22 protein-coding genes and 1 pseudogene are annotated in these 25,950 nt (G+C 63.1%); 12 read left to right on the top strand and 11 right to left on the bottom strand.

Annotation, left to right across the window (positions count from 1 at the left end):
* Positions 1-3: 3 nt before the first annotated feature.
* Positions 4-120, bottom strand: a pseudogene (locus HU750_RS08905) (cupin domain-containing protein); the annotation flags it as partial.
* Between the two features lie 82 nt (positions 121-202).
* Positions 203-1,222, bottom strand: a complete 1,020-nt coding sequence (locus HU750_RS08900) for an alpha/beta hydrolase (RefSeq protein WP_186678731.1) — start codon at positions 1,220-1,222, stop codon at positions 203-205.
* Between the two features lie 146 nt (positions 1,223-1,368).
* On the opposite strand from HU750_RS08900, the gene HU750_RS08895 reads away from it, so the two are divergent.
* Positions 1,369-2,253, top strand: coding sequence for a LysR family transcriptional regulator (locus HU750_RS08895; RefSeq protein ID WP_186678729.1), 885 nt, complete (start codon positions 1,369-1,371; stop codon positions 2,251-2,253).
* A gap of 121 nt (positions 2,254-2,374) precedes the next feature.
* Complete coding sequence (locus HU750_RS08890; protein ID WP_186678727.1) at positions 2,375-3,139, top strand: hypothetical protein; 765 nt, start codon at positions 2,375-2,377, stop codon at positions 3,137-3,139.
* 32 nt (positions 3,140-3,171) lie between these two features.
* On the opposite strand, the gene HU750_RS08885 is transcribed toward HU750_RS08890, so the two are convergent.
* Positions 3,172-3,795 (bottom strand): glutathione S-transferase family protein, encoded by a 624-nt coding sequence (locus tag HU750_RS08885; RefSeq protein ID WP_186678725.1) that lies wholly within the window; start codon positions 3,793-3,795, stop codon positions 3,172-3,174.
* Between the two features lie 177 nt (positions 3,796-3,972).
* Between HU750_RS08885 and HU750_RS08880 the strand changes: the two genes are divergently transcribed.
* Complete coding sequence (locus HU750_RS08880) at positions 3,973-6,399, top strand: TonB-dependent receptor (protein WP_186678723.1); 2,427 nt, start codon at positions 3,973-3,975, stop codon at positions 6,397-6,399.
* Positions 6,400-6,571: 172 nt separating this feature from the next.
* Positions 6,572-7,306, top strand: a complete 735-nt coding sequence (locus tag HU750_RS08875) for a hypothetical protein (RefSeq protein ID WP_186678721.1) — start codon at positions 6,572-6,574, stop codon at positions 7,304-7,306.
* 108 nt (positions 7,307-7,414) lie between these two features.
* On the opposite strand, the gene HU750_RS08870 is transcribed toward HU750_RS08875, so the two are convergent.
* The 4 genes from HU750_RS08870 to HU750_RS08855 form a co-directional block, all read right to left on the bottom strand.
* On the bottom strand, positions 7,415-7,903 hold the full coding sequence (locus HU750_RS08870) for an REP-associated tyrosine transposase (protein WP_186678719.1): 489 nt from the start codon (positions 7,901-7,903) through the stop codon (positions 7,415-7,417).
* Between the two features lie 216 nt (positions 7,904-8,119).
* Entirely contained in the window at positions 8,120-8,662 is a 543-nt protein-coding gene (locus HU750_RS08865) for a WCX domain-containing protein (protein ID WP_186679029.1), read from the bottom strand.
* Positions 8,663-8,760: 98 nt separating this feature from the next.
* Positions 8,761-9,669 carry a LysR family transcriptional regulator gene (locus tag HU750_RS08860; protein ID WP_186678716.1) on the bottom strand — a complete coding sequence of 303 codons (909 nt, stop codon included), beginning with the start codon at positions 9,667-9,669 and terminating at the stop codon, positions 8,761-8,763.
* A 383-nt stretch (positions 9,670-10,052) separates the two neighbouring features.
* Positions 10,053-11,477, bottom strand: coding sequence for an aminotransferase-like domain-containing protein (locus HU750_RS08855; protein WP_027593793.1), 1,425 nt, complete (start codon positions 11,475-11,477; stop codon positions 10,053-10,055).
* A 327-nt stretch (positions 11,478-11,804) separates the two neighbouring features.
* Between HU750_RS08855 and HU750_RS08850 the strand changes: the two genes are divergently transcribed.
* Complete coding sequence (locus tag HU750_RS08850) at positions 11,805-13,214, top strand: amino acid permease (protein WP_186678713.1); 1,410 nt, start codon at positions 11,805-11,807, stop codon at positions 13,212-13,214.
* A 3-nt stretch (positions 13,215-13,217) separates the two neighbouring features.
* Here the strand turns inward: HU750_RS08850 and HU750_RS08845 are convergent, their stop codons facing one another.
* The gene (locus HU750_RS08845) at positions 13,218-13,397 is read right to left on the bottom strand and encodes a hypothetical protein (RefSeq protein WP_099429838.1); all 180 of its coding nucleotides are present in this window, start codon (positions 13,395-13,397) and stop codon (positions 13,218-13,220) included.
* 107 nt (positions 13,398-13,504) lie between these two features.
* Between HU750_RS08845 and tam the strand changes: the two genes are divergently transcribed.
* Complete coding sequence (tam, locus tag HU750_RS08840; protein WP_186678710.1) at positions 13,505-14,281, top strand: trans-aconitate 2-methyltransferase; 777 nt, start codon at positions 13,505-13,507, stop codon at positions 14,279-14,281.
* Here the strand turns inward: tam and HU750_RS08835 are convergent.
* On the bottom strand, positions 14,271-14,642 hold the full coding sequence (locus HU750_RS08835; protein WP_186678708.1) for a DUF2784 domain-containing protein: 372 nt from the start codon (positions 14,640-14,642) through the stop codon (positions 14,271-14,273). The genes tam and HU750_RS08835 overlap by 11 nt on opposite strands.
* A gap of 159 nt (positions 14,643-14,801) precedes the next feature.
* Entirely contained in the window at positions 14,802-15,671 is an 870-nt protein-coding gene (locus tag HU750_RS08830; RefSeq protein WP_085273296.1) for a LysR substrate-binding domain-containing protein, read from the bottom strand.
* 243 nt (positions 15,672-15,914) lie between these two features.
* Here HU750_RS08830 and HU750_RS08825 point away from each other — a divergent pair, with 243 nt between their 5' ends.
* The 5 genes from HU750_RS08825 to HU750_RS08805 all read left to right on the top strand — a co-directional run bounded on the left by HU750_RS08825 (position 15,915) and on the right by HU750_RS08805 (position 22,025).
* Positions 15,915-17,231, top strand: coding sequence for an MFS transporter (locus tag HU750_RS08825; RefSeq protein ID WP_186678705.1), 1,317 nt, complete (start codon positions 15,915-15,917; stop codon positions 17,229-17,231).
* A gap of 14 nt (positions 17,232-17,245) precedes the next feature.
* The gene (locus tag HU750_RS08820) at positions 17,246-18,637 is read left to right on the top strand and encodes an FAD-dependent oxidoreductase (RefSeq protein WP_186678704.1); all 1,392 of its coding nucleotides are present in this window, start codon (positions 17,246-17,248) and stop codon (positions 18,635-18,637) included.
* Between the two features lie 94 nt (positions 18,638-18,731).
* Positions 18,732-19,442 (top strand): YebC/PmpR family DNA-binding transcriptional regulator, encoded by a 711-nt coding sequence (locus tag HU750_RS08815; protein ID WP_186678697.1) that lies wholly within the window; start codon positions 18,732-18,734, stop codon positions 19,440-19,442.
* A gap of 138 nt (positions 19,443-19,580) precedes the next feature.
* A complete protein-coding gene (locus tag HU750_RS08810; RefSeq protein ID WP_186678695.1) occupies positions 19,581-20,525 on the top strand; it encodes a LysR family transcriptional regulator in 945 nt (314 codons plus the stop codon).
* Positions 20,526-20,612: 87 nt separating this feature from the next.
* Positions 20,613-22,025 (top strand): DOPA decarboxylase, encoded by a 1,413-nt coding sequence (locus HU750_RS08805; protein WP_186678693.1) that lies wholly within the window; start codon positions 20,613-20,615, stop codon positions 22,023-22,025.
* Positions 22,026-22,146: 121 nt separating this feature from the next.
* Here the strand turns inward: HU750_RS08805 and HU750_RS08800 are convergent, their stop codons facing one another.
* Positions 22,147-23,520, bottom strand: coding sequence for an MFS transporter (locus tag HU750_RS08800; RefSeq protein ID WP_027593782.1), 1,374 nt, complete (start codon positions 23,518-23,520; stop codon positions 22,147-22,149).
* A 466-nt stretch (positions 23,521-23,986) separates the two neighbouring features.
* On the opposite strand from HU750_RS08800, the gene quiC reads away from it, so the two are divergent.
* Positions 23,987-25,894 (top strand): 3-dehydroshikimate dehydratase QuiC, encoded by a 1,908-nt coding sequence (gene quiC / locus HU750_RS08795; protein ID WP_027593781.1) that lies wholly within the window; start codon positions 23,987-23,989, stop codon positions 25,892-25,894.
* Positions 25,895-25,950 lie beyond the last annotated feature (56 nt).

Genomic DNA, 25,950 nt, shown 5'->3' with positions numbered 1-25,950 from the left:
GTTTTACGGCATGCCTGGCAACTCATGGGGGCGCAAGTCGAACACCAGGACCTCTGCATCCTGGCCATTGCCAAGTTGCAGCAACTGCTCCTGGCGCACCCGAACGCCATTGCCCTCTCGTTGTAAGTGGGTTTCGGAAGAACAGGTAGCAATGGCACGCGCAACCACAAAGACCCGATCGCTCGGGCCTTTGTGTCTGGATTTATTGAAGGTGCACCTTCAGCTCCCCAGCCGCCTGGCGCATCGCCGCTTTCACTTCAGGCACCTGGCTCAGTGGGTTCAGCAACCCATAGTCATGAATCATCCCGTTGTACCGCACCGCAGTCACCGCCACCCCCGCCGCATCCAGCTTGCGTGCATAGGCCTCGCCCTCATCACGCAACACATCGAACTCTGCGGTCTGCACCAGCGCTGGCGGCAGGCCTTTGAGCTGCTCGCTGCTGGCCCGCAGCGGCGAGGCGTAGATGTGCTCACGTGCTTTGGCGTCAGTGGTGTAGCTATTCCAGAACCACTTCATCATGCCCGTCGTGAGGAAGTGCCCCTCGGCGAACTGCTTGTACGAGCCGGTTTCGAAGCTGGCATCGGTCACCGGCCACAGCAGCAACTGGAAGCGCAGCTTGGGCGTACCGGCCTCCTTGGCCTTGAGCGCGACCACTGCGGCCATGTTGCCGCCGACGCTGTTGCCGGCCACGGCCAGGCGCTTGCCATCCACGCCGATCGCTTTGCCATGCTCGGCCACCCAGCGGGTGGCGGCATAAGCCTGGTTGATGGCGGTGGGGTAGTGCGCTTCAGGTGAAGGCGTGTAGTCCACGTACACCGCTACGGCGCCGGAACCGACCACCAGGTCGCGAATCAGCCGCTGGTGAGTTGGGAAATCGCCCAGTACCCAGCCGCCGCCATGGAAGAACATGAACACCGGCAACTCACCTTTCACATTGGCCGGGCGGACAACCTGCAGCGTGATCGCCTCGCCGTTGGCCTGGATCGTGTGTGCTTTGACTTCGATGCCGGACAGGTCAACCTTGACCGACGATTGAGCACCGGTCAGCACTGCACGGGCGTCCTTCGGCGCGAGCTGTTCCAGGGGCTTGCCGCCACCCTTTTCCAGGGCTTCGAGGAAGGCCTGGGTGTGCTGCTCGACGCCTGGGCTGCCTGCTGCAAACGCAGTGGAAACGGAGAGGGCAAGGAGGCTAGTAGTGAGTACCTTGTGGACAATGTTCATGTGCGAATCCTTTTCTATGCAAGTGTTTGAGAGGGGCGAATTGCCTGGCCTTAAAGGCCATCGCTGTGACTTGCGAGTAGATTAAGGAGATGCCTTCGTGGGAAAAAGCGGCTATAAAGCGTTTGACTGTCACCAGGAACGAGACAATGAACCCTTACGAAGACATGCGGATCTTCGCCCAGGTCATGGAAGCCGGTAGTTTCACCGCTGCGGCGGACCGACTGGGTATGTCCAAGCAATCGGTCAGCCGGCGCCTGATGCAACTTGAAGAACGCCTGGGCGTGCGCCTGCTCAACCGCTCGACACGGCGCCTGGATGCCACCCCGCTGGGGCAGCACTACTACCAGTCGGCGTTGCGCTTGCTGGGCGAAGTGCAGCAGGTGGAGCACGACATCAGCGGCCAGGCCCAGGCCCTGCGCGGCACCTTGCGCCTGAGTGCGCCGCTGTCGTTCGCCATGGCCCACCTGGGGTGCCTGCTGACCGAATTTCTGCAGTTGCATCCGCTGGTGGATGTAGAAGTGGACCTCAGCGACCGGGCCGTGGACCTGATCGGCGAAGGCTATGACCTGGCCTTACGCATTGGCGCGCTGGAGGACTCCAGCCTCATCGCGCGGCGTATTGCCGGTGTTGAACGGGTGTACTGCGCAAGCCCGGCCTATCTTGAGGCGCATGGGGTGCCCGCATTCCCCGAGCAGTTGGCCGGGCATGACTGCCTGCCTTATGGGCATTCACGGCAGGTGCAGTGGCAGTTCAAACAGGGCGGTAAGACGCAGGCAATTGCGGTGGCGGGGCGGATGCGCGCCAACAATGGCGAAATGCTCAGGGATGCGGCGATAGCGGGGATGGGCGTGACGTACCTGCCCACGTTCATCGTTGGCCAGGCACTGACGGATGGCCGCTTGGTGACGTTGCTGGAAGACTGGACGCCGCCGGCGTTGCAGTTGTCGGCGGTGTATCCGCAGCATCGCCAGGTGGCGCGGGCGGTGCAAACCTTTGTCGGGTTCTTGCGGGAGCGGCTGGCGCAGTTGTGACGGGGCCGGCGCGTTCGCCGCTGGTGGGCTGAAGTGCAATTCGGCTAGCATGAGGCTCTGCCAAGCAACCCGCGCGCGACTGCGCAAGGCTTGATCCCTCCCTTCTGACCCGAACCTCTGCATGACTGCCTTCTACCTCAAACTACTCATGACACCCACCCTCATGCTGGCCATCTCGCTGGCGGGCAAACGTTGGGGTACGCAAATTGGCGGGCTGCTGTCGGGGCTGCCTGTCACCTCAGCGCTGGTGATGCTGTTTCTCAGCCTTGAACAGGGCGAGGTGTTCGCGTCGCAGGCCGTACCTGGTGCATTGGCGGGGGTGGCCGCCGTGCAAGCGACCTGTTTGTTCTACTACTGGGTGACCCAGCGCGTCAGTGCGTTTGTCGGCTGCATCGTAGCGCTGCTGTTCTTCGCTGTGGCCGCCTTGGCGACCAGCCACCTGGGCTGGGTGGCGCTGTCTGTCGTTGCCACGCTGTTACTGGTCGTCGCCATCGTCGTCGCTACCTCGCAACCGGCCCAGGCCTGTTCAGCGCGTTACGTGCCGATGCCGCGCTGGGTCATCCCGATGCGCATGATGACCGCCACCTTGTTGCTGTTGGTGATCACGGCCAGTGCAACGATGCTCGGGCCGGTGGTCAGTGGGATGCTGGCGCCGGTCCCGGTAATCGCCTGGCCGCTTGCAGTATTTGCCCACGTCCAGGGCGGGCGCCATGAGTTGGGCGCGATCGTGCGTGGCAATGCCATTGGCGCGGTGGGCGTGGTGGGCTTCTACCTGGCCCTACAAAGTACGCTGTTGCAGTGGGGCGCAGTCCTGTCGATTTCGCTTGCGGTGTTGCTGGCCGTGGTTGTGACGTTCGTCTTGGCGAAGCTCTTGCAGTCACGCTAGCGCGCGCTGCAAGGCTCCTGTGCATCAAGCGCTCAGGGGGTGCCGTTCCTGCCATGCAGGCAAAACGCCCGGCGCTTGCTCAAGCGTTCGTAATACGCCCTGACGGCTGGCAAATGAGGATGCTCGAAAGGCGTCTCGAACCACCGGTTGACCGAAAGGCCGATGGGGATGTCAGCCAGGGTGAACATGTCGCCAGCCACATACGCACCGGTTGCGGCGAGCTGCCGATCAAGAATCTGCATGTAGCGAGACCATTCGGCACGGCCGGCGGCCAGCGCCTGCGGGTCCTGATGGGCGGGTGAGTGCCTGACCAGCGACATGAAGGTATAGCTCCAGGACCTGTTGAGGTCCGAAGCCTGCCAGTCGATCCATTGATCGATACCTGCCCGTGCTTTTGCCTCGGTCGGGTACACCGAGGTGTGGCCATAGCGCGTCGCCAGGTAACGGATGATGGTGTTGGATTCCCACAGGGTGAAGTCGCCATCCTGGATGACCGGGATCATGGCGTTGGGGTTAAGTGCTAAGAATTCGGGGGTGTCGGTGGCGGTGAAGCCCGCGCCCCAGTCTTCCCGTTCGAAGGGGATATCAAACTCGGCACAGGCCCAGAGGACTTTACGCACGTTGATCGAAGACGCTCTGCCCAATATCCGTAACATGGTATTCGTCCTTGCTTGTGGAAGGCTGATCGTCCTTCACGGCATGACCTCGGTCAAGGATTAACCGTGGACGGTGGGCAGGGTTTTTCGTTCGTTAAAAATAATGCTGCAAGGCTGTCCCTTTTTTTCAGGCCGCCTGTCATTAGCGGTAGTAGAGAATAAAGGGAGCCTGTTTCAATGCCTGCCGTATTGCCTTGCCGCCCGCGTGCGGCGTCACTTCGTTCGCGTCCGTTGATGTACCTGGGTTTTGCCATCAGCCTGAGTGCCAACCTGTTGTCTTCGTCAGCCTGGGCCGACGACCTCGCGCGGCGTGCCTACACCGTGCCCGCCGGCACCTTGGGCGCCGCACTGACCCGTTTCGCCCACCTCGCCGGGGTCAGCCTTTCACTCGACCCGGCGCTGGTCACGGGCCGGCAAAGCAGGGGGTTGTCAGGCAGTTACAGCGTTTACGAGGGCTTCATGCAGCTGCTTCAAGGCAGCGGCCTGCAGCTGCAACCGGTGGGTAATGGGGCGTTTACCCTGGTGCCTGTGGCGCAAGCGTCGGATGCGCTGGAGATCGCCCCGACCAGCATCGTCGGTGGCCATGTGGGTGGCAGCGACGCGCTACTTTATGCCGGTGGCCAGGTCGCCCGCCAAGGATCGCAAGGCCTGCTTGGCTCGCGCGACTTCATGGACACCCCGTTCAGCATGACCACCTACACCAGCGACCTGGTGAAGAACCAGCAGGCACGTACCCTGGGTGACCTGATCGCCAGCGACCCCTCGGTGCGTGCGACCAACCCGGCAGGTGGGCGCTTCGAGCAGTTCACCATCCGCGGGTTCAGCTTGTTCAACAGCGATGTTTCCTACAATGGCCTGTTCGGCATCTTGCCGACCTACTCGATCGACATGGAGATGGCCGACCGGGTCGACATCATCAAGGGGCCGAGCCAGTTGCTCAATGGTATTTCGCCGCGTGGCAGCGTGGGCGGCGGTATCAATGTTGTGCCAAAGCGGGCAGGCGATACGCCCATTACTGAGTTCACCGGCAGTTTTGCCTCGGGCAGCCAGGCCGGCGGTGCGGTGGATGTCGGCCGCCGCTTTGGCGAGGGTGGGCAGTTTGGTATCCGCTTCAACGGCGTCAAGCAGGCCGGCGACACCGAGTGGGATCACCAGCGTGTCGAGCGGGACATGGCGGTGCTGGGCCTGGATTTTCGCGGCGAACGGCTGCGCTTATCGACCGACATCGGCCACACCGAGCGTGATACCGATGCCCCCCAGGAGCGTGTGCTGATTGGTGCCAATGCCAAGGTGCCGAGCGCCAATGATGTACACCACAACTACGCACAGGCCTGGAGCAAGGCGCGCACTAATGACACCTTCGGTGCCGTCAATGCCGAGTACGACATCAGCGACTCGCTGATGGCTTATGGCGCAGTCGGCGCGCGCAAGAGCAACCATGACTTCTTGCGCCACAACGTTTCGATCATCAACGATGCCGGGGACTTTACTGTTCAGCCGCGCGATTTCACCCGCGATGAAAGCGTGCGTACCGCCACGGCCGGTGTGCGCAACTGGTTCCATACCGGGCCGGTCAGCCACGAAGTGAACCTGGCCGCCACGTACTTCTACATGGACTTCACCAACGGCGGCGCGCGCTATGCCTCGGCGCCCAGCAACCTCTACAACCCGGTGGCCACGCCGACACCCGGCACCCCGACCCGGCTCGACCCCAAGGTCTATACCGAGAACCGGTTCAGCGGCGTCGCCCTGGCCGATACCCTTGGCTTTTTCGATGACCGCCTGCTGCTGACCTTGGGCGCCCGCTGGCAGCGGGTGCAGGTCGATGACTGGAGCGACGGCGTCAAAGGTGACACGGCCTACGACGAAGAAAAGGTGTCGCCATCGGCGGGCGTTCTGCTGAAGGTCAGCGAGCAGCTGTCGCTGTACGCCAACTACATGGAAGGCTTGAGCCAAGGCAAGATCGCGCCGTCGACGTCGGTCAACGAAGACCAGATCTTCCCGCCCTTCACCAGCCGGCAGGTGGAAGTCGGGGCGAAGTATGACCTGGGTAAGGTCGGCTTCACCGCCAGCGTGTTTCGCATACGCCAGCCCGCCTACGAAACCAATGCCACCACGCGGGTGTTCGGGCCCAATGGCAAGCGCGACAACCGAGGTGTGGAGCTCAGTGTGTTTGGCGAGCCGCTGGAGGGCGTCCGCCTGCTGGGCGGGGTGATGTACATCGACAGCGAACTGACCGATACCGTCGGCGGCGCCTTCGACGGCAACCGCGCACCGGCAACGCCCGAGTACAACGTCAATGTGGGGGCCGAATGGGATGTGCCGAGGGTAAACGGGCTGACCTTGACCGCACGGGGCATTCACTCGAGTTCGCAGTACTTGGACCAGAACAACAGCAAGCAGATCGACGGCTGGGAGCGTTTCGACCTGGGCGCCCGCTATACCTTCAAGGTTGACGCTACCCAGGTCACGCTGCGGGCCAGTGTCGAGAACGTGCTGGACGACCGCTACTGGGCGTCGGCAGGGGCTTCGGACGACAGTGAGCCAGGGCTGACACTGTCTACCCCAAGGACCTACCTGCTGTCGGCGACGCTGGGCTTCTGAGCCCAGGGTCAGAACTTCAACCTGTCGATGCTGAGGGTGGCTATGCTCTGCTATCAGGGTACCGGTGTGGTCGCTTTCGGCTCCCAGGGCGTTGAACGCTTGCCTGGGTGCCACGAAATTGGCACCCTTGGGCGCCTTGAACCGTCAGTATCACGACAGAAGGAAGTTTGCGTTGAGCTGGGACAAAGTCGGCAAAGTCCTCGTAGCCCTGCTGATTGGCCTGATGGTCATGGTAGTGGCCTATGTGGTGATCAAAGGCAGCCCTCGCCTGGAGGCCTCCCTGACCTACGCCTACCTCACTTACCCGAGCCAGTTCAGCGAACGCATCACCAAGGCCAGCGAGCAGCTTAAGTACGAGCAGTTGCAGGGCCGTATCAACACCATCAGCGAAGGGCAGTTGCACCAGGACCAGGTCGACAGGTTGATCGAACTGGCCCAGGCGCCTTACGCCCAGTTGTTCGCCAAACCGTTCGAGGCGGGGCTGGTGGACCACCGCACCGGTCTGCTCATCGACCTGCGCAACACCGGGAATGCGCCGGTTCGCCTGGTGAAGATTCGCCTGCCGGCCAAGGGCCTGGTGCAGGTGCGCGATGCGGCTGGCAACGACACCATTATCGAAGCCGCCACGCCCCTGGTCGAAATACCCTCCATCGAACCGGGTGGGGCGTGCAAGGTGTGGGTGTACTTCGATGCCGACTACTCGCAGATCCGCCAGGGCGGCGTCAGCATCCGTCATGCCGACGGCGTGGCCGATGTGCAGGTGTACCGCGAGTTCACCGGCTTCCCCGCGCAAGTGGCGCGCTACAGCCGCGAATTGATGGTGTTATTGGGGATATTGGGGTTCAGCGTGCTGGGGTTGGCGTACGCCTGCCTGTCACGCCGACGCGTGCCGGTGTTGCCGTCCTGAACCTGTCAATGGGTCACTGTAGGAGCAGCCTTGTGCTGCGAAGAGGCCCGTAGCACCAGCGAAGATTCCCGGTGTTGTCGCGGGCCTCTTCGCAGCACAAGGCTGCTCCTACAGTGAGTTAAGTGGGTCGGTCACGTCCGCAGTGAGCCACACTGCGTCCCAGTGGGGATAGTCACCTATGTGTTCAACCAAACCCGCACGCAATGGGTTGGCAACAATGTATCTGGCTATCTTGCGCACGTCATCGTCCTTGCGTAAGGCACGGTCGTGATAACCACGTTGCCAGACTTGGCCACGACTTACCCCGGCTTTGCACAATGCAGTGCCAGAACGCGACTTGAACTGCCGCATCAGGCTGCACAGCGTATTGGTGTGAAGTTCTATCAGCCAATGTAAGTGATCAGGCATCACCACCCAGGCAAGTGACTGGCAGGCGTCTTCTCGTTCCGAATGGCGCATTTGCCCAATAACCAAACGCGCAGCAAGCAGGCTTGCAAACAGCGGCTTGCGCTGGTGAGTGACGGTGGTGAGCAGGTATAGCCTGCCGGGTTCCGAGAACCGTCCCCGCCGTAGTAGCTTTGCTTCGGCCCACTCCATGGTGTGTTCCTCGTTTAACGATCCTTGTCGTTAAAACAATAGGAGACGCAGCAATCCAGCACTCGACAGATCGTTACCGAATATCACAACCCCATACTGAACAGGGGTGGTGTAGGAGCAGCCTTGTGCTGCGAAGAGGCCCGTAGCACCAGCGAAGATTTCCCGGTGTTGTCGCGGACCTCTTCGCAGCGCAAGGCTGCTCCTACACGCTCGTGCTTAGCTGCATTCTTCGTGCAGCGCCAAGCTCTGGCGCTGCTGCTCCAGCAGGGCGGCGCGCAGTGATGCGGGCGCTAGGACACGAATCGACCCTGCCTGGGACAGTAACCAGCCCATCAGTGCACGGCTGTCGTCGACGGTAGCGGCCAGCGAGGCGCCGCCGCCTTGCTGAGGTGCCAGCTGCATGTCTGTGGACAATGGCTGCTGTTCAAGGCGCAGCGCGAGCGCGTCGTCGACCCAGGCGCGTAGCCCGATCGGGCGAACCGGTGCGAGGGCATCCGGTTGCAGTTGCTGCGCCTCGTCCAGGCTCAGCCCAGGTTGCCAGTACCAGCCATAAGGCATGCCTTTACTGTTGCAGTGCAGCGGAAACAACGCCGACAGTTCCACCAGGTCGCGCTCCACGGTGCGCTTGCTGGTGGTGTGGCCCACCTTCGCCAGCGCTGCCTGCAACTGCGTAGAACTCATGCCTGGGTGGCGCCCCGGCAGCAGCTTGAGCAGCTGCCATTGGCGGGCGATGGTGTGGCGGGTAGGGTGGCTGGGCAAAGGAGGCTCGTCCGTGAATGCCAGGCACTGGGTGCGCCCGGATGGTGGCATTTGGCTATCCTGCAAGCATACCCTGCCCGGGGATGGGATCCAAACTTTTACGGGGCCATAGCTTGCAGCGCCTGGATAAACGTCTCTTCCGCCCGGCTCAGCCGTTGCTCCCTGTTCCACAGCAGGTGAATATCCACATCCGCAATCCCCTCCTGCGGTGGCAGCTTCCATAACAACCCCGCCACCACATCCGCCGCCACCACGTGTTCCGGCAGGCAGCCGATGCCAAAGCCCGCGATCACCAGCCGGCGTACCTCTTCAAGGCTGGGCGAGGACGCCACGATCCGCCCGGAGAACCCTTGCTGGTCCCGGAAGATGGTCAGCGGCGAGAGCATCCCGCCGATCTGGTCGCTGGTGAAACTGACGAAGTTCTCACGCTGCAGGTCGCCCTCCAGCTGGCCGAACAAGGCATGGTGCTTGCCGCAGAAAAACGCATAGCGTTGGCGCAGGAACAGCCGCTGTTCCAAACGCGGTTGCGGCCGTCGATTGAGGCTCAAGCCCGCCGTGGCAGTCTTCTCCTGCAAGGCGGCGACAATGTCGGAGCTGCGCATCACTTCGATTTCCAGCTCTACCCGTGGGTGCTGGCGGTGAAAATGGGCAAGAAAATCGTCGAACTGCTCGCTTTCGATGCGGCTGATCATCAGCAAGCGCACCTTGCCCACCAGTTCGTCCGCCGGTTGCTCCAGCAGGCCGCCGATCTGCGACATTTGCCCATACACCTCGCCGGCCAGCACAAACAGCTGCTCGCCCATTTCAGTCAGCACAAAGCGTGGCCCACGGCGGGCGATGAGTTGCCGGCCGAGCTGATCTTCGAGGCGTTTGAGCGCTTGGCTCACCGCCGGTTGGGTGAGGTGCAGGCGTGCGGCCGCGCGGCTGATGGACAGCTCCTGGCCGATGACCCGGAAGGTGCGCAGCAGGTTCCAGTCGAGGCGGTCGTTGAGCAGGCGGTCGGACATGGTCAGGCTCGATAATAAGCAGGGCTAATAGTGCAAATAATAAATAGAAAATTGACTAATCATAGCCCTGGGACGATAAATCGCCTGCCTTGAATGCTTCAGCGCCTATGAGATCGAGCGCCGCCCGCGCGGCGCATCGCGAGCAACGCTCGCTCCTACGTTTGTCTCGGGCCAGTGAGGCCTGTGGCATTTGCGCGCGAACGCCTTGTGGGTCCGACGCAATATCGCGCCATGCACCGAGACGGTCGCGCGCGTTTGCCCCAGGAATAATTGGCGTGAAACAAACGTAGGAGCGAGCGTTGCTCGCGATGCGCCGCGCGGGCGGCGCTCGATTTCGCAGGCGCTGAAGATGTCAAGGCGAACACCCCGCCACACCACCGTCCCTACACCCCGCCCCGCCGCACATGCTTCACCAGCACCTTCTCCAACAACTCCCACATCGCCGGGTCCGTACTGAACGCCACATTGAAGCGCATCCACCCGGTCGGCTTGGCATCGACCATGAACAGCTGCCCCGGCCCAAGCATGATGCCTTTCTCCAGCGCATCATCCAGCAGCTCCGCGCTGTCGGGGATGGCGGGGTGGCGGGTCCAGATGTACATGCCTTCATCCGACTCGGTGAACAACTCGAAGCCCAGCCGGTGCAGGTGCCGGCCCACTTCCTGGTGCGCCTCGGCCAGGCGCTGGCGCAGGCGTTTGAGGTGTTTGCGCCAGCGGCCGTCGATGATCGCGGCGTACACCACGCGTTCCATCACCTGCGAGGTGGTGAGGCCTGAGCGCATTTTCAGGTGCACCAGTTTCTGCATCAGCTCCGGGTTGGCCATCATGTAGCCAACCCGCACATTGGGCGAGATGCTCTTCGAATAGCTGCCGACGTACACCACCTGCTGCAGGTGGTCGAGGCTGGCCAGGCACGGTTGCGGTTCGGCGACCATGTCGGCGTACAGGTTGTTCTCGACCAGGCGGAAGCCATGTTGGCTGGCCAGTTGCAACAGCCGATGCAACTGCGGCAGCGGGGTGCGCGAGCAGGTCGGGCTGTGCAGGTGCGGCTGGGTGAAGAACGCGGTCGGGCGGTGGTGCGCCAGCAACTGCTCCAGCTGGTTCAGGTCGTAACCGGCAGGGGTGCGGGGTACGCCGACCAACGTCGCGCCCTGGGTGCGCAGGATGCTCATCAGGTTGGGGTAGCCGGGGTCGTCGACCAGCACCACGTCACCTGGGCGCACCAGGGTGCGCGCGGCCAGGTCCAGGGCCTGGCTGGCGCCATGGGTGAGCATCAGCTGCGCCGGGTTGGCGACGATCGACAGCTCCTGCTGCAGGTTTTGTGCGGTCAGCGTGCGCAGTTCGGCCAGGCCCATGGGGTCGCCGTAGCCGGACAGTTCCAGCGGGCTGCCAGCGACCTGGCGCAGGCCGCGGCGCAGGCCTTCCTCGTACATCCAGTCATTGGGCAGCCAGCCGCAGCCGGGCTTGAAGGGCAGCTGGCGGATCTCGAAGATCTGCTGCAGGTACCACTCGGAGTTGAACGTTGGTCGACTGGTGTCGGCCTCGACATTGTGTTTGTCCAGCAACTCGCCAGCCGCGCGGTTGATGAAAAACCCGGCATTGCCGCGGCTGACCAGCAGGCCCTGGGCGACCAGGCGGTCGTAGGCCTCGACCACGGTGAAGGTACTCACCGAGTAGGTCGCGGCAAAGGCGCGGATAGACGGGACCTTGGCCCCAGGCTTGAGCGTCTGGTTGTCGATCAGCTCGCGCAAGCCGTCGATGATCTGGTTGACCAACGGAGTGGGGGCGTCTGGGTGTAATTCGAACATTCGAGGGCCTTTCAGGGTGCGTAGCGTCAGGTGCCTGCAGGGTGTACTGCATTGGCAACCTGTACAGTGCAGTGCGAGATTCATGCCACTGTGCATGGCTCTCTGCGTCGGACATTTTTACATTAGGTATCGGATATCGCCACATAAAGCATGTTCAGTTCGCTCGAAGGGCAAACCTTCGGGCGCGTCAGCAGGCCGCCATGGATGGCCTGCGTGTGTTTGCTCACACCATCCTGCCCGCATTAGCACTGATGTACAGGTGAGGCCGCTAGCCATCGGGGTCTCACAGTTTTCCTTGGATAAAAAGAAGCACGGGGTACACAACTGATGGACGCAACATCCACAACCACCACCGCGAAAGGCGGGCACGAGAGCAAGCTCAGTGCCTCCCTCAAGTCGCGCCACCTGACGATGATGTCGATCGCCGGGGTTATCGGCGGCGCCTTGTTCGTCGGTTCCGGCAGCGTGATTCACAGCGCCGGCCCGGCCGCTGTCCTGGCCTACTTGGCAGGGGGCATCCTGGTGGTGCTGATCATGCGCATGCTCGGCGAAATGGCGACGTCCTCGCCTGACACCGGCTCGTTCTCCACCTACGCCGACCGCGCCATTGGCCGTTGGGCAGGTTTCACCATCGGCTGGCTGTACTGGTGGTACTGGGTCATCCTCATGGCGTGGGAAGCCTATGTGGCGGGCAAGATCCTGCATGGCTTCTTCCCTGACGTCAGTGTCAACGTGTTCGTGCTGGCCACGACCCTGCTGCTGATCACCGTCAACTTCTTCAACGTCAAGCATTACGGCGAGTTCGAGTTCTGGTTTGCCTTGATCAAGGTGATCGCCATCGTCTGCTTCCTGGTGGTGTGCACCGCAGCGGTGATGAACGTCTGGCAGTTCGGTGAAGTGCGCGGCATCAGCCACCTGACCGCAGAAGGCTTCATGCCCAACGGCATCACCACGGTGATTGGTGCGTTGCTCGGGGTGATGTTCGCCTTCCTCGGCGCAGAGATCGTCACCATCGCCGCGTCCGAAGCCAAAGACCCGGCCGCGCAGATCGTCAAGGCCACCAACTCGGTGGTGTGGCGTGTGTGCTTGTTCTACGTTGGCTCGATCTTCCTGATCGTCTGCCTGGTACCGTGGAACGACCCGCACCTGGGCGTCTCGGGCTATGGCGCCTACCGCCGTACCCTGGAGCTGCTGGGCGTGCCGTATGCCGAGTTGCTGATGAACTTCGTGGTCCTGACCTCGGTGAGCAGCTGCCTGATCTCCGGTCACTACACTGCTTCGCGCATGCTGTTCTCGCTGTCCCAGCGTGGCGACGCGCCGTCGTTCTTCAAGATCACCCGCGCCGGCACCGGCGTACCGGTGTACGCAATCATGGGCTCGTGCGCCGTGGCGGTGGTGTGTGCGCTGATCAACTTCAGCGAAACCCTGCGCCCGAAAGACGTGCTGGACACCCTGATGAACACCACCGGCATGATCGCGCTGCTGGTGTACCTGGTGATCGCCTTCTCGCAGCTGCGCATGCGCCGCAAGCTGATTGCCGAAGGCAAGGAAGTGCGCCTGAAGATGTGGCTGTTCCCGTGGCTGACCTACCTGGTAATCGCGTTCATCGTGGCTGCCCTGGTGACCATGGCGTTCATGCCTGACTACCAGATCCTGGTGATCTCCACCGGTATTGCTGCCGCAGTCGTGGTAGCCATGGGTGTGGTGCATCAGGTCCGTAGCGCCAAACGCCACTAAGCTTCAGTTGTGGTTCGAAACGGCCGGCTCCCTTGGGGACCCGGCCGTTTCGCGTTGTTGGGCCGGGTGTTTGTCCGGCGGCATGTGGAAACGCTGGTTCATCCACGGCGAGCCGAGGAGGGCGGCAGCGGCGATCAGGGCCAGTATGGCGAGGGCCAGGAATGTTTTCATGGGCAGGCGCATATAAGGACTGACTTCAAGGATAGACGCTCGGTTCCGGCCCGCGAATAGACCCTAAGTGCCACTACTTGGCTTATGCTGGGCACATTGCCCGCCCAAAGGAGCCGCACATGGCCTGGTCCGCCACCCAGTATTCCCTGTTCGAAAACGAGCGCACCCGCGCCGTACGCGACCTGCTGACCGCCGTGCCACCGCGACCGGTCCGCCATGCCACCGACCTGGGCTGCGGCCCGGGCAACTCGACCGAGGTGCTGCTGCAGCGCTACCCCGATGCCCAGGTGACGGCGTTGGACAGCGACCCGGACATGGTCGAAAAGGCCCGGGAGCGCAAAAGACTGTGTGTACCACGCGTGCGCTGCGCCATTGCCGACATAGCCCAGTGGGCGGCGCCAGAGCCGCAAGACCTGATCCTAGCCAATGCCTCGCTGCAATGGGTGCCGGACCACGCTTCGCTGTATCCGCACCTGCTCAGCCAGCTGAGCGAGGGCGGCAGCCTGGCGGTGCAAACCCCTGACAACCTTGACGAGCCAGCGCACCGGCAACTGCGCGAAATCGCCAGCAAAGGCCCCTGGGCCGCTAAATTCGCCGATTTCCAGCTACCGCCCAGGCACAACGCCGCGTTCTATTACGACCTGCTCAGCCCGCGGAGTGCGCGGGTGGATGTATGGCGTACTACGTACCATCATGCGTTGGAGGGTGGCGCCGAAGCGGTGGTTGAGTGGTTCAAGGGCTCGGCTTTGCGGCCTTACCTGGCCAGGCTGGACGAACAAGAGCAAGCCGCCTTCCTGCAGATGTACCTGCAGGCGATGCAACACGACTACCCACCGGCCACCGATGGTAAGGTGCTGTTGCCGTTCCCGCGCTTGTTCGTGATCGCTACGCGGTAGGGCGGCGCCGGCGCCCGAGCACGTAGCCGTAGATGGCCAGGTTGGCCAGTAGGACGATGGCGCCCAGCAGCCATTGGATCTGCGGCGTCAGCCCGGCCGGATAGATCAGCGGCCAGATGTAATGTTCGACGAAACCGCCGTGGTAGCCCGCGTCGCCAGCGGCGAAGCGCATGCGGTTTTCCCAGTCGGTCAGCGGGCATTCCAGGTGCAACCCTTCTACCGCCAAGCCCCAGGCCAGGGCGGGCAGGTGGACGAGCAGGGCGGGGCGCCACTTGAGTACCATCAGCCCACCGAACAGCACCCACAAGATGAAGGCCAGGTGCAACAGCACCAGCGCGTCGGCGGCAAATCGAAAGAGCATGGGGCGTGATCCTCGCGACCTTCGTGATCCTCGCGATCCTTGTAGGAGCAGCCTTGTGCTGCGAAGAGGCCGGTACAGGCACCATACATCAATGCTGCCTGCACCGGCCTCTTCGCAGCACAAGGCTGCTGCTACCAAGCAAACATTGGGGATGCAGCTTTACAGCCCTTCCTCAACCATTTGCAAGAACGTCGCCACCACCCGCCGCGTACGTTGCTCGCTGAGGCACACCAGCGTCTCGGTCAAATGCCGCTGACAGTCGACAATCGGCAACGCACACACCCGCGCATCCGCGCCAAACTCCGCCGCCGACACAACCCCCACGCCAATCCCCACCACCACCGCTTCGCGCGCCGCCTCCCGGCCTTCCACCTGGATCGCCGGCCGAATCCGCAGCCCGGCGCGCTGCATTTCTTCTTCCAGCGTCTGCCGCGTCACCGACCCAGGCTCCCTCAGCACCAGCGGGGTGTCATCCAGGTCCGCCAGGCTGATCGAGCCCCGGCTGGCCCAAGGGTGATGGTGGCTGACGAAGGCAACCATTGGGTCGCGGCGCAGCGGCAGGCAGTGCAGGCGCTCATCGTCGACGTCCCGTCCCAGCAGTGCCAGGTCCGCCTGGTAGCTGAACAGCCGGGCCAACGATTCATCGGTGTTGCCGGTTTCGATCTTCACCTGGATGCCCGGGTAACGCTGGCAGAACCGCGCAATCTGCGGCAGCACGTGCACCGGCGCGTCCACCGCCAACACCAGGCTGCCGGTGTGCAGGGCGCGTGAGTCCTGCAGCAACTCGTGGGCTTCGGCTTCGCAGGCGAACAGGCGTTGGCTGATGCCCAGCAGGCGCTCGCCCAGGTCAGTCAGTTGCACCGAACGCTTGTTGCGGTGGAACAGCAGCACGCCAAAGCGCTCTTCCAACTTGCGCACCTGGTCGGAGACAGCCGGCTGGGTCAGAAACAGTTTTTGCGCGGCACGGGTGAAGCTGCCGTGCACCGCCACCGCGTGAAAGGCCTTGAGTTGAGCGTGGGACACCGACATGACGACTCCAGTAACAAGCTGGGCTTATGAGTGAAATACGATAAATCGATTTTATTTATCAGTCACCAGCTGTTTCCATACCTCCCAGCCCCGCGCAGCCACAAGCGCCGGTCGGGGCCATGGTGCTGATACAGCGCCATCTGACCCGATGACGGGCCCCCGCCATCGCTGTGCGTAACACAAGAACAAGACAGGCGTTTCTTCACATTCTGCCGGCACACTTGAGCAAGAGGTCAGACTCACATGAACCATTCCCTAGCCACGTTCAAACGCTGGCGTATGCAGGTTTTCGCAATCACCTGGCTGGCCTACGCCGCCTTCTACTTCACCCGCAAGGCGTTCTCGGTCGCCAAGCTGGGCATCGCCGAAGACCCAAGCTTCATGCTCGACAAGGCGGCCATGGCCAACCTTGACGCGATCTACCTGGCCGCCTATGCCGTGGGCCAGTTCACCTGGGGCATGCTTGCCGACCGCTTCGGCCCACGTGTGGTGGTGCTTGGCGGCTTGCTGATCTCGGCTGCGGCGGCGGTGGTGATGGGTAGCTACGCCACCTTCCCGATCTTCGCCACCTGCATGTTGATCCAAGGCCTGGCGCAGTCCACCGGCTGGGCCGGTTTGTGCAAGAACATCGGCAGCTTCTTCCCTGCCGCGCAGCGCGGGCGGGTACTGGGGTTGTGGAGCTCGTGCTATGCCTTTGGCGGCCTGGTGGCCTCGCCGTTTGCCGGCTGGTGGGCTTACACCCTGGTCGGCACCTGGCACGCCGCGTTTTTCTCCAGTGCCGTGGTGGTCGCCCTGGTGGCTGTGCTGTTTTTCTTCCTGCAGCGCAACAAGCCAGAAGACGTCGGCTTGCCTGCCGTAGAGCCCGAGCCGCAGAGCATGGCACCGGGCGCGAACCTGTGCAGCGTCTGGGCGCCGTTGCGCGAGATCCTGCGTAACCGCACGGTGTTGACCCTGGGCCTGGCCTACTTCCTGCTCAAACCGGCGCGCTACGCCATTCTGCTGTGGGGGCCAGTGATCGTCTTCGAGCAAATGCCGTCGGTGGGCAAGGTCGGCGCGGCGATCATCCCCACGGCCTTCGAACTGGCTGGGCTGCTGGGGCCGATCATGATTGGCCTGGCCTCCGACAAACTGTTCGGCGCACGGCGCATGCCGGCGTGCGTGATCAGCTTGGTGCTGTTGACGGTGACGCTAGCCGCGTTCATGGCGGCCATGCACACCGGCAGCGTGATGCTGGTGGTGGGCCTGCTGTTCGTCATGGGCCTGACCTTGTATGGCCCTGACTCGATGATCAGCGGCGCTGCGGCCATCGACTTCGGCACCGCCAAGGCAGGTGCCACCGCAGCAGGCTTCGTCAACGGCTGCGGCTCGGTGGGCGCCGTGCTTGGCGGGCTGCTGCCGGGTTATTTCGACGGCGTCACGGTGTTCATCGTGTTCGCCGGTTGCGCACTGTTCTCGGCGCTGGTGCTGCTGCCGCACTGGAACAGCCGCCCGGCCACCGCGGTGCAGCGCAACGACGTGGCACCAAACACCAGCATGGCAATCAAGCCACTGCGTACCTAAAGGAAAGTGAGCGAATGAGACCCTTCTGGCTGCAACAGGCCCTGGATTCGGCGCAGGAAGCGGCGTGCCCGCCGCTGCAAGGCGACAGCCGTTGCGATGTGTGCATTGTTGGCGGCGGCTACACGGGCCTGTGGACCGCGTTGATGCTCAAGGAGGCGGTGCCGGCACTGGATGTCGTGCTGATCGAGGCCGACATCTGCGGCGCTGGCGCCAGTGGTCGCAATGGCGGTTGTGTGCTGTCGTGGTCGGCCAAGTACTTCACCCTCGAGCGCCTGTTCGGGGCGGCTGAAGCGGTGCGCCTGGTGCGCGAGTCGGAACGCAGCATTGGTGCCATCGGCGCGTTTTGCGCGGCCAATGGCATCGACTGTGACTACCGCCAGGACGGCACGCTGTACACCGCCACCAACTCGGCCCAGGTCGGTGCCACCGATGCGGTGATCGCCGCGCTGGAGCAGCAGGGGGTGAATTCGTTCCAGCGGCTGCCGCTGGACCAGGTGCAACGCCTGGCGGGGTCGGCGCGACACCTGGAAGGCTGGTTCTCCCCGGCCGCCGCCACCGTGCAGCCCGGGCAGTTGGTGCGCGGCCTGCGGCGGGTGGCGTTGCAGCGTGGCGTGCGCATTCACGAAGGCACGGCCATGACGGGCCTGGCGCACGGTGCGCCGGTACAGGTGCGCACGGCCCACGGCACGGTGCACGCCGACCGTGTAGTGTTGGGCCTCAATGCCTGGATGGCGCGGGCGTTCCCCCAGTTCGAGCGCAGTGTAGCGATTGTGTCCAGCGACATGATTATCACCGAGCCGTGCCCGGAACTGTTGCGCGAAATCGGCCTGGACAGCGGCGTCAGCGTGCTCGATTCGCGCATTTTCGTGCATTACTACCACAACACCTCCGATGGCCGACTGATGCTCGGCAAGGGCGGCAATACCTTCGCCTATGGCGGGCGCATGCTGCCGGTATTCGACCAGCCCTCACCCTACCGGCCGCTGCTGCGTGAAAGCCTGGGCGAGTTTTTTCCGGCGTTGGCGGACGTGCCCTTGGCGGCCAGCTGGAACGGCCCGTCGGACCGCTCTGTCACGGGCTTGCCGTTCTTTGGCCGGTTAGACGGGCAGGGCAACGTGTTCTATGGCTTTGGCTATTCCGGCAGCGGCGTCGGGCCGTGCCACATGGGGGGGCAAATCCTGTCGTCGCTGGCGCTGGGGCTGGACAACCCCTGGACCCGCTCGCCATTGGTCCAGGGGCCGCTGGGGCTGTTTCCGCCAGAGCCGATTCGCTACCTGGGGTCGCTGATGGTGCGCAATGCCATTCGCCGCAAGGAGCGCGCCGAGGACCGCGGGCTGCGGCCACGGCACCTCGATGTACGCCTGGCACGTTTTGCGGCGGCGGCGGGGAAGGCCGACAAAGCATGAGATTTCTTGTCGATCACATGCCCGAGGGCGTATAAACTGCACCCACTTTTGGCCGGTCGCTTCCTGAACTGGCCGTTGAAACAAGAGAGTCGACATGGGCGCACAGTGGAAAGCCAAACATAGAGAAACAGCGGCCAATGCCAAAGGCAAGATCATGGGCAAGCTGTCCAAAGAGATCCAGATCGCTGCCAAATCGGGCGCAGATCCCGACATGAACCCGCGCCTGCGCCTGGCGATCGTGCAGGCCAAAAAGGCCTCGATGACCCGCGAGACCCTGGACCGGGCAATCCGCAAGGGTGCCGGCCTGGACGGTGATGCCGTGCAGTACCACGCGGTCAGCTACGAAGGTTTTGCGCCGCACCAGGTGCCGCTGATCGTCGAGTGCCTGACAGACAACATCAACCGTACCGTCGCGCAGATCCGCGTGCTGTTCCGCAAGGGCCAGTTGGGTGCGAGCGGTTCGGTAGCCTGGGACTTCAACCATGTCGGCCTGATCGAAGCCACCCCGACCGAAGGTGCCGACCCGGAAATGGCCGCCATCGAAGCCGGTGCCCAGGACTTCGAGGAAGGGGAAGAAGAGGGTTCGACCCTGTTCATCACCGACACCACCGACCTGGACGCGGTGCAAAAGGCCCTGCCGGAGCATGGCTTTACCGTGACATCGGCAAAGATCGGCTACACCCCGAAGAACCCGGTAAGTGCTGCCAGCCTGAGCGCTGAGGCATTGGCCGAGGTCGAGGCGTTCCTCGAGGCGATCGATGAGAACGATGACGTGCAGAACGTCTATGTCGGCCTGACCGACTAAAAGCCGGGGCCGCTTTGCGGCCCATTCGCGGGGCAAGCCCGCTCCCACAGGCCTCCGCTAACCTCAAACACGGCGGGGCTCTGTGGGAGCGGGCTTGTCCCGCGAATGGGCCGGTGAATTTGATAAAGGGGAGCCTGCATGAACTCAACTTTTGCCTCCCTGAGTCTCGCCCATCTACGCACCCTCGACTGCCTCCTGCAGCTCAAGAACCTCAGCCACGCCGCCGAGCGCCTGGGTGTCAGCCAATCTGCCCTGAGCCGTCAACTGGCCCACCTGCGCGAAGCATTCGACGACCCGCTGCTGGTGCGCCAAGGCCGTGGTTACGTGCTCAGCGAGCATGCCGAAGCCCTGGTCGAGCCACTGCGCCAGGTCCTAGAAGAGCTGCACGCCCTGCGCCAACCGGCTGTGTTCGACCCCGCTCGCTGCGAGCGCCGTTTCTGCCTGGCGGCCTCGGACTACGTCGCCGAGCATATGCTGCCGCTGCTGGTGGCGGCGCTGGAGCACGAAGCGCCCGGCGTGTCCCTCGAATACCGCACCTGGCAGGCTGGCCAGTACGCGTTGCTGGCCAGTGGCGAGATCGACCTGGCCACCACCTTGTTCGACGAGTCGCCGCCCAACCTGCATGGTCGTCTGCTCGGCGAGGACCGCGCGGTGTGCCTGATGCGCCGCGACCACCCGTTGACCGCCCATGAAACGCTCAGCCAGGCAGCGTATCTGGCGCACAAGCATGTGCGCATTTCCGGGGGTGGCGACAAGGACAGCTTCATCGACCGCCACCTGCGCGCCCAGGGCCTGCAGCGGCGGGTCAGCCTGGAAGTGCCGTTTTTTTCGGCCACCGTGCAGGTGATCGGCAATAGCCAGGCGGTGGCCACGGTCCCGGAGCACATCGCCCGGCAACTGTGCCGTTTGCATGACCTGGCCTGGCGACCGTTGGGCTTCATCGATCACAGCCAGCGTTACTGGGTGGTCTGGCACCAGCGCCTGCAGGCCTCGGCCGAGCACCGCTGGTTGCGCAACCGGGTATTCGAGCTCTGGCGCCAGTCCCAGTTCGGCGTGCAAGGGGGGCATGCGCCAACGCCATAGGAGGTATGCACGAAGCGGGGTTCTTTGCAGGGCGGGTGGCACCTAGACTGATGGGCCTGTATTGCCAGTGCCCAATGGAGACCGCCCGTGACCCCAGAACAATTCCGCCAGTACGGCCACCAATTGATCGACCTGATCGCCGACTACCGCCAAACCGTGGGCGAACGCCCGGTCATGGCCCAAGTCGAACCGGGCTACCTGAAAGCGGCCCTGCCGGCAGGCGCCCCGCAGCAGGGCGAACCTTTCGAGGCGATTCTCGACGACGTCAACAACCTGGTCATGCCAGGTCTGTCGCACTGGCAGCACCCGGATTTCTACGGTTACTTCCCGTCCAACGGCACGTTGTCATCGGTGCTGGGCGACTTTCTCAGTACCGGCCTGGGTGTATTGGGCCTGTCCTGGCAGTCCAGCCCAGCCTTGAGCGAGCTGGAAGAAACCACCCTCGACTGGCTGCGCCAGTTGCTCGGCCTTTCAGGGCAATGGAGCGGGGTGATCCAGGACACCGCCTCGACCAGCACCCTGGTGGCGCTGATCTGCGCCCGCGAACAGGCCAGCGATTACGCGTTGGTCCGCGGTGGCCTGCAGGCCCAGGCCAAGCCGCTGATCGTTTACGTCAGCGCCCACGCCCACAGCTCGGTGGACAAGGCCGCACTGCTGGCCGGTTTTGGCCGTGACAACATTCGCCTGATCCCCACCGACGCGCAGTTCGCCCTGCAGCCAGACGCGCTGCGGGCGGCGATAGAGCAGGACCTGGCGGCAGGTAATCAGCCTTGTGCGGTTGTCGCGACCACCGGCACCACCGCCACCACGGCACTCGACCCACTGCGCCCGATTGGTGAAATCACCCAGGCCCATGGCCTGTGGCTGCACGTTGACTCGGCCATGGCGGGATCTGCAATGATTCTGCCCGAGTGCCGCTGGATGTGGGACGGCATCGAGCTGGCCGACTCGGTGGTGGTCAACGCGCACAAATGGCTGGGTGTGGCCTTTGATTGTTCGATCTACTACGTGCGCGACCCGCAGCACCTGATCCGGGTGATGAGCACCAACCCCAGCTACCTGCAGTCGGCGGTGGATGGTGAGGTCAAGAACCTGCGTGATTGGGGTATTCCACTGGGCCGGCGGTTCCGCGCTTTGAAACTGTGGTTCATGTTGCGCAGTGAAGGCGTCGAAGCGCTGCAGGCGCGTTTGCGCCGTGATTTGGATAATGCTCAGTGGCTTGCTGGGCAGGTCGAGGCGACACCGGGTTGGACGCTATTGGCGCCCGTGCAGTTGCAGACGCTGTGCATCCAGCATCGGCCGGCGGGGCTGGAAGGGGAGGCGCTGGATGCGCATACCAAGGCTTGGGCCGAGCGGCTCAATGGTTCTGGGGAGGCGTATGTAACGCCGGCTACCCTTGATGGGCGGTGGATGGTGCGGGTGTCGATTGGCGCATTGCCGACCGAGCGGGAGCATGTTGAAAGTCTGTGGCAGCGGCTGCAGGAAGTGATCAAGGGCTGAAAACGCTGGGGCCGCTTTGCGGCCCGTTCGCGACGCAAGGCCGCTCCTACAGGGATTTGCGCACACCTGTGGGAGCGGCCTTGCGCCGCGAATGGGCTGCGCAGCAGCCCCCTGCGATCGATCAGTGGCTTGCAGTCTGCAAGCTGCCTTTACGGCTGGCTTCGTACGCGGCCTTTTCCATCGGCTTGGCTTGCGGGTTGCCGAGGTCTTCCATCGACAGGCGATGGGTTTCCGGTGCGATGTACGCCGCCAGGGCGCAGATGCAGGTGATGAAGAACGCCATGCCACCCACGACCAGTGGAATGTTGTCCGAGCCCGGTGGCGCCACCAGGGCGAACAGCGCCGGCAGCATGGCCGTCAGCATGGTGCCGATGTTCTGCGCAATGGCCATGGCCGAAACACGGTAGCGGGTCTGGAACAGCTCAGGGTAGAAGCTTGGGAACACCGCGTTGTAGCCCTGGTAGACCATGCCCCACATCACGATCGAGGCAGCGAAGGCCAGCGGTACGTTCTGGATGCTGATCGCATACAGGTAGACGAAGGCCAGCAGGCCCGAACCCAGGCACCCGGCGATCATGGTCGGGCGACGGCCGATCTTGTCGGAAAGGTTGCCGACGAATGGAATCACCAACACCGCGACGATGTTGCCGACCACCGGAATCCACAGGTACACGCTCTTGTCGAAGCCGATGCCATAGGCCGGCTGCACCGCGTAGGCCGCACCGAAAATGGTCGCGACGACCGGGATCACGTTCATCAGGGCCATGAACATCACCAGCACCATGTGTTTCCAGCTGTGGCGGAAGGCCTCGCTGACTGGCGATTTGGCAACTTTATCCTGCTTCTCTTCCTTCACGAAGGCAGGCGTTTCGTGCACTTCTTTACGGATGATGAAACCGGCGATCAGCACCACGGCGCTCATCAGGAACGGAATCCTCCAGCCCCAATCGTTGAAGGCTTCACTCGGCATGAAGTAGGCCAGTGGCAGGAACACCGCCGCCGCCAAGACCTGGCCGGCTTGTACGCCCTGCAGGGTAAAGCTCGCGTAGTAGCCTCGTCGGCCGAACGGCGCGTGCTCCATGATCATCGAACTGGCACCGGAGATCTCGCCGGCTACCGCGAAGCCCTGGACCAGGCGCAGCAGCACCAGCAAGGCGGGGGCGAGGATACCGATGTCGTGGTACGTCGGCAGCAGGCCGACGGCCATGGTCGACACACCCATCAGGAACATGCACAGCAGCAGTACGTTCTTGCGCCCGCGGGTATCACCCCAGTGGCCGAGCACGATGGCGCCGACCGGGCGGGCCAGGTAGCCGACACCGTAAGTGGCCAGCGAGGCGATGATCGCCATTTTCGGGTCGGTGTTAGGGAAGAAGATTTGCGGGAAAATCAGGGCCGCAGCCTGTGCATAGATGAAAAAGTCGTAGTACTCGAGTGCCGAGCCTATCCATCCACTGGCGGTCGCTTTCTTGGCTTGAGAGCTGGAGTGAGCCATCGGTGTCTCCGTTGTTCTTGTTGGTTCCCGCACGGCGCAAGGCGAGCGTGGGGTTATCTCGGGAGTGGGGTCAAACGTGAAGTGCGGGCGTATTCCGCGCCAAGGCTGTGACAGGCAGCCAGGAGACAGGTGCGGATCGCAAGGCGAGAGCAGTGTTCATAGGTCGGTACCCGGTTTTATTGAACTTATTATGTTGTGGCGTTGGGCTTTTTAGCGCAGGTTCTGCCGAATGACCGTCTGGCAAGAAGGCGGCAGTCGGTGTGCCTGCGTCTGGTTTCATGTTGACCACGGGGTGGCGGTCTAGCAATTCGCGAAATCCGGTTTTGTTCGGTAATCGAACACAAAACTAACCATTCCGTACAAAGAGATTGATGAGGCGACTTTACCTGCGAATAATCCATCATGCCAGGCACCGTTACCGTGGTTTTCCTGCGCCGTCGTCCCCTAACAACAAGGAACTCCCGCCATGCAGCGTTCGATTGCCACCGTGTCCTTGAGCGGCACTCTGCCGGAAAAGCTCGAAGCCATCGCCGCCGCCGGTTTCGACGGCGTCGAGATTTTCGAAAACGACTTGCTCTATTACGCCGGCAGCCCGCGTCAGGTTCGCCAGATGTGCGCGGACCTGGGCATCGCCATCACCCTGTTCCAGCCGTTCCGCGACTTTGAAGGCTGCCGCCGCGACCGGCTGCAGCGCAACGTCGACCGCGCCGAGCGCAAGTTCGACCTGATGCAAGAGCTGGGCACCGACCTGGTGCTGGTGTGCAGCAACGTCCAGGCCGATGCCCTGGGCGACGAGCAACTGCTGGTGGACGACCTGCGCCTGCTGGCCGAGCATGCCGGCAAGCGTGGCCTGCGCATCGGTTATGAAGCGTTGGCCTGGGGGCGTCACGTCAATACCTACCAGCAGGTCTGGAACCTGGTGCGCCAGGCCGACCATCCGTCGCTTGGGGTGATCCTCGACAGTTTCCATACCTTGTCGCTCAAGGGTGACCCGAGCGCGATCCGTGACATCCCGGGCGACAAGATTTTCTTCGTGCAGATGGCCGACGCACCGATCCTGGCCATGGACGTGCTGGAGTGGAGCCGGCATTTCCGCTGCTTCCCGGGGCAGGGCGAAATGGACCTGGCCGGCTTCCTCGCGCCGATCCTCGCCACCGGCTACCGCGGCCCGCTGTCCCTGGAAATCTTCAACGACGGCTTCCGCGCCGCACCGCCCCGGCAGAATGCCGCCGACGGCTTGCGCTCGCTGCTGTACCTCGAAGAGCAGACCCGCCTGCGCCTGGAGCAGGAGGCCGTGGCGGTGGAGCCGGGCGTGCTGTTCAACCCGCCGGCGGCGAGTGCCTATGATGGCGTGGAGTTCCTCGAATTCGCCGTCGACGAGGCGGTGGGTGCGCGCTTGAGCAACTGGCTGAAACGCCTGGGCTTCGCCGATGCCGGCAAGCACCGCAGCAAGGACGTGCAACTGTTGCGTCAGGGCGACATCAACATCGTCCTCAATGCCGAACCCTATTCGTTTGGCCACAACTTCTTCGAGGCGCATGGCCCGTCGTTGTGCGCCACGGCGTTGCGGGTCAAGGACCAGCAAGCTGCCTTGAAGCGCGCTACGGCCTTCCGTGGCCAGCCGTTCCGTGGCCTGGTCGGCCCCAACGAGTGCGAAGTACCCGCCGTGCGCGCGCCCGATGGCAGCCTGTTGTACCTGGTAGAACAGGGCACTGCTGGCCAGACCCTGTACGACACCGACTTCAGCCTGGACAAAACCGCCACTGCCAGCGGTGGCCTGCGCCGTATCGACCACATGGCCCTGGCATTGCCGGCCGAGTCGCTGGACAGCTGGGTGCTGTTCTACAAGAGCCTGTTCGACTTCGCCGCCGACGACGAAGTGGTGCTGCCCGACCCGTACGGCCTGGTCAAGAGCCGTGCACTGCGCAGCCAGTGCGGCACCTTACGCCTGCCGCTGAACATTTCCGAGAACCGCAACACCGCCATTGCCCACGCATTGTCCAGTTACCGCGGCTCGGGTGTGCATCACATCGCCTTCGATTGTGATGACATCTTCCGTGAAGTGGCGCGTGCCAAGTTGGCTGGCGTGCCGCTGCTGGAAATCCCGCTCAACTATTACGACGACCTGGCGGCGCGCTTCGACTTCGACGACGAATTCCTCAGTGAACTGGCGTATTACAACGTGTTGTATGACCGCGATGCCCAAGGCGGCGAACTGTTCCACGTGTACACCGAGCCGTTCGAGGAGCGCTTCTTCTTCGAGATCATCCAGCGCAAGGGCGGCTATGCCGGGTATGGCGCAGCGAACGTTGCAGTGCGCCTGGCAGCAATGGCCAAGGCCCGCAGCGGGGCAGCGCGCAAGCCGGTGCTGTAAGCGTCTCAAGTGGCAGTCGCGTTCTGTGATTGTCACAACCCTGTGGGGGGGCTTGT

The sequence above is a fragment of the Pseudomonas sp. SWRI50 genome, assembly GCF_014269095.1.
In the GTDB taxonomy this organism is placed as follows: domain Bacteria; phylum Pseudomonadota; class Gammaproteobacteria; order Pseudomonadales; family Pseudomonadaceae; genus Aquipseudomonas; species Aquipseudomonas kermanshahensis.
Note: the sequence above shows the minus strand (reverse complement) of the source record. Positions and strands in the feature narration are given on the sequence as shown.

Excerpts from the sequence above, each read along its gene's own strand:
- HU750_RS08810 (WP_186678695.1), top strand. The coding sequence starts at position 19,581 with ATGAACTCAACTTTTGCCTCCCTGAGTCTCGCCCATCTACGCACCCTC.
- HU750_RS08835 (WP_186678708.1), bottom strand. The coding sequence starts at position 14,642 with ATGCTCTTTCGATTTGCCGCCGACGCGCTGGTGCTGTTGCACCTGGCC.
- HU750_RS08880 (WP_186678723.1), top strand. The coding sequence starts at position 3,973 with ATGCCTGCCGTATTGCCTTGCCGCCCGCGTGCGGCGTCACTTCGTTCG.
- HU750_RS08870 (WP_186678719.1), bottom strand. The coding sequence starts at position 7,903 with ATGGAGTGGGCCGAAGCAAAGCTACTACGGCGGGGACGGTTCTCGGAA.
- HU750_RS08855 (WP_027593793.1), bottom strand. The coding sequence starts at position 11,477 with ATGTTCGAATTACACCCAGACGCCCCCACTCCGTTGGTCAACCAGATC.
- HU750_RS08900 (WP_186678731.1), bottom strand. The coding sequence starts at position 1,222 with ATGAACATTGTCCACAAGGTACTCACTACTAGCCTCCTTGCCCTCTCC.
- HU750_RS08860 (WP_186678716.1), bottom strand. The coding sequence starts at position 9,669 with ATGTCCGACCGCCTGCTCAACGACCGCCTCGACTGGAACCTGCTGCGC.
- HU750_RS08895 (WP_186678729.1), top strand. The coding sequence starts at position 1,369 with ATGAACCCTTACGAAGACATGCGGATCTTCGCCCAGGTCATGGAAGCC.
- HU750_RS08800 (WP_027593782.1), bottom strand. The coding sequence starts at position 23,520 with ATGGCTCACTCCAGCTCTCAAGCCAAGAAAGCGACCGCCAGTGGATGG.
- HU750_RS08885 (WP_186678725.1), bottom strand. The coding sequence starts at position 3,795 with ATGTTACGGATATTGGGCAGAGCGTCTTCGATCAACGTGCGTAAAGTC.
- HU750_RS08825 (WP_186678705.1), top strand. The coding sequence starts at position 15,915 with ATGAACCATTCCCTAGCCACGTTCAAACGCTGGCGTATGCAGGTTTTC.
- tam (WP_186678710.1), top strand. The coding sequence starts at position 13,505 with ATGGCCTGGTCCGCCACCCAGTATTCCCTGTTCGAAAACGAGCGCACC.
- HU750_RS08815 (WP_186678697.1), top strand. The coding sequence starts at position 18,732 with ATGGGCGCACAGTGGAAAGCCAAACATAGAGAAACAGCGGCCAATGCC.
- HU750_RS08820 (WP_186678704.1), top strand. The coding sequence starts at position 17,246 with ATGAGACCCTTCTGGCTGCAACAGGCCCTGGATTCGGCGCAGGAAGCG.
- quiC (WP_027593781.1), top strand. The coding sequence starts at position 23,987 with ATGCAGCGTTCGATTGCCACCGTGTCCTTGAGCGGCACTCTGCCGGAA.
- HU750_RS08890 (WP_186678727.1), top strand. The coding sequence starts at position 2,375 with ATGACTGCCTTCTACCTCAAACTACTCATGACACCCACCCTCATGCTG.
- HU750_RS08845 (WP_099429838.1), bottom strand. The coding sequence starts at position 13,397 with ATGCGCCTGCCCATGAAAACATTCCTGGCCCTCGCCATACTGGCCCTG.
- HU750_RS08850 (WP_186678713.1), top strand. The coding sequence starts at position 11,805 with ATGGACGCAACATCCACAACCACCACCGCGAAAGGCGGGCACGAGAGC.
- HU750_RS08830 (WP_085273296.1), bottom strand. The coding sequence starts at position 15,671 with ATGTCGGTGTCCCACGCTCAACTCAAGGCCTTTCACGCGGTGGCGGTG.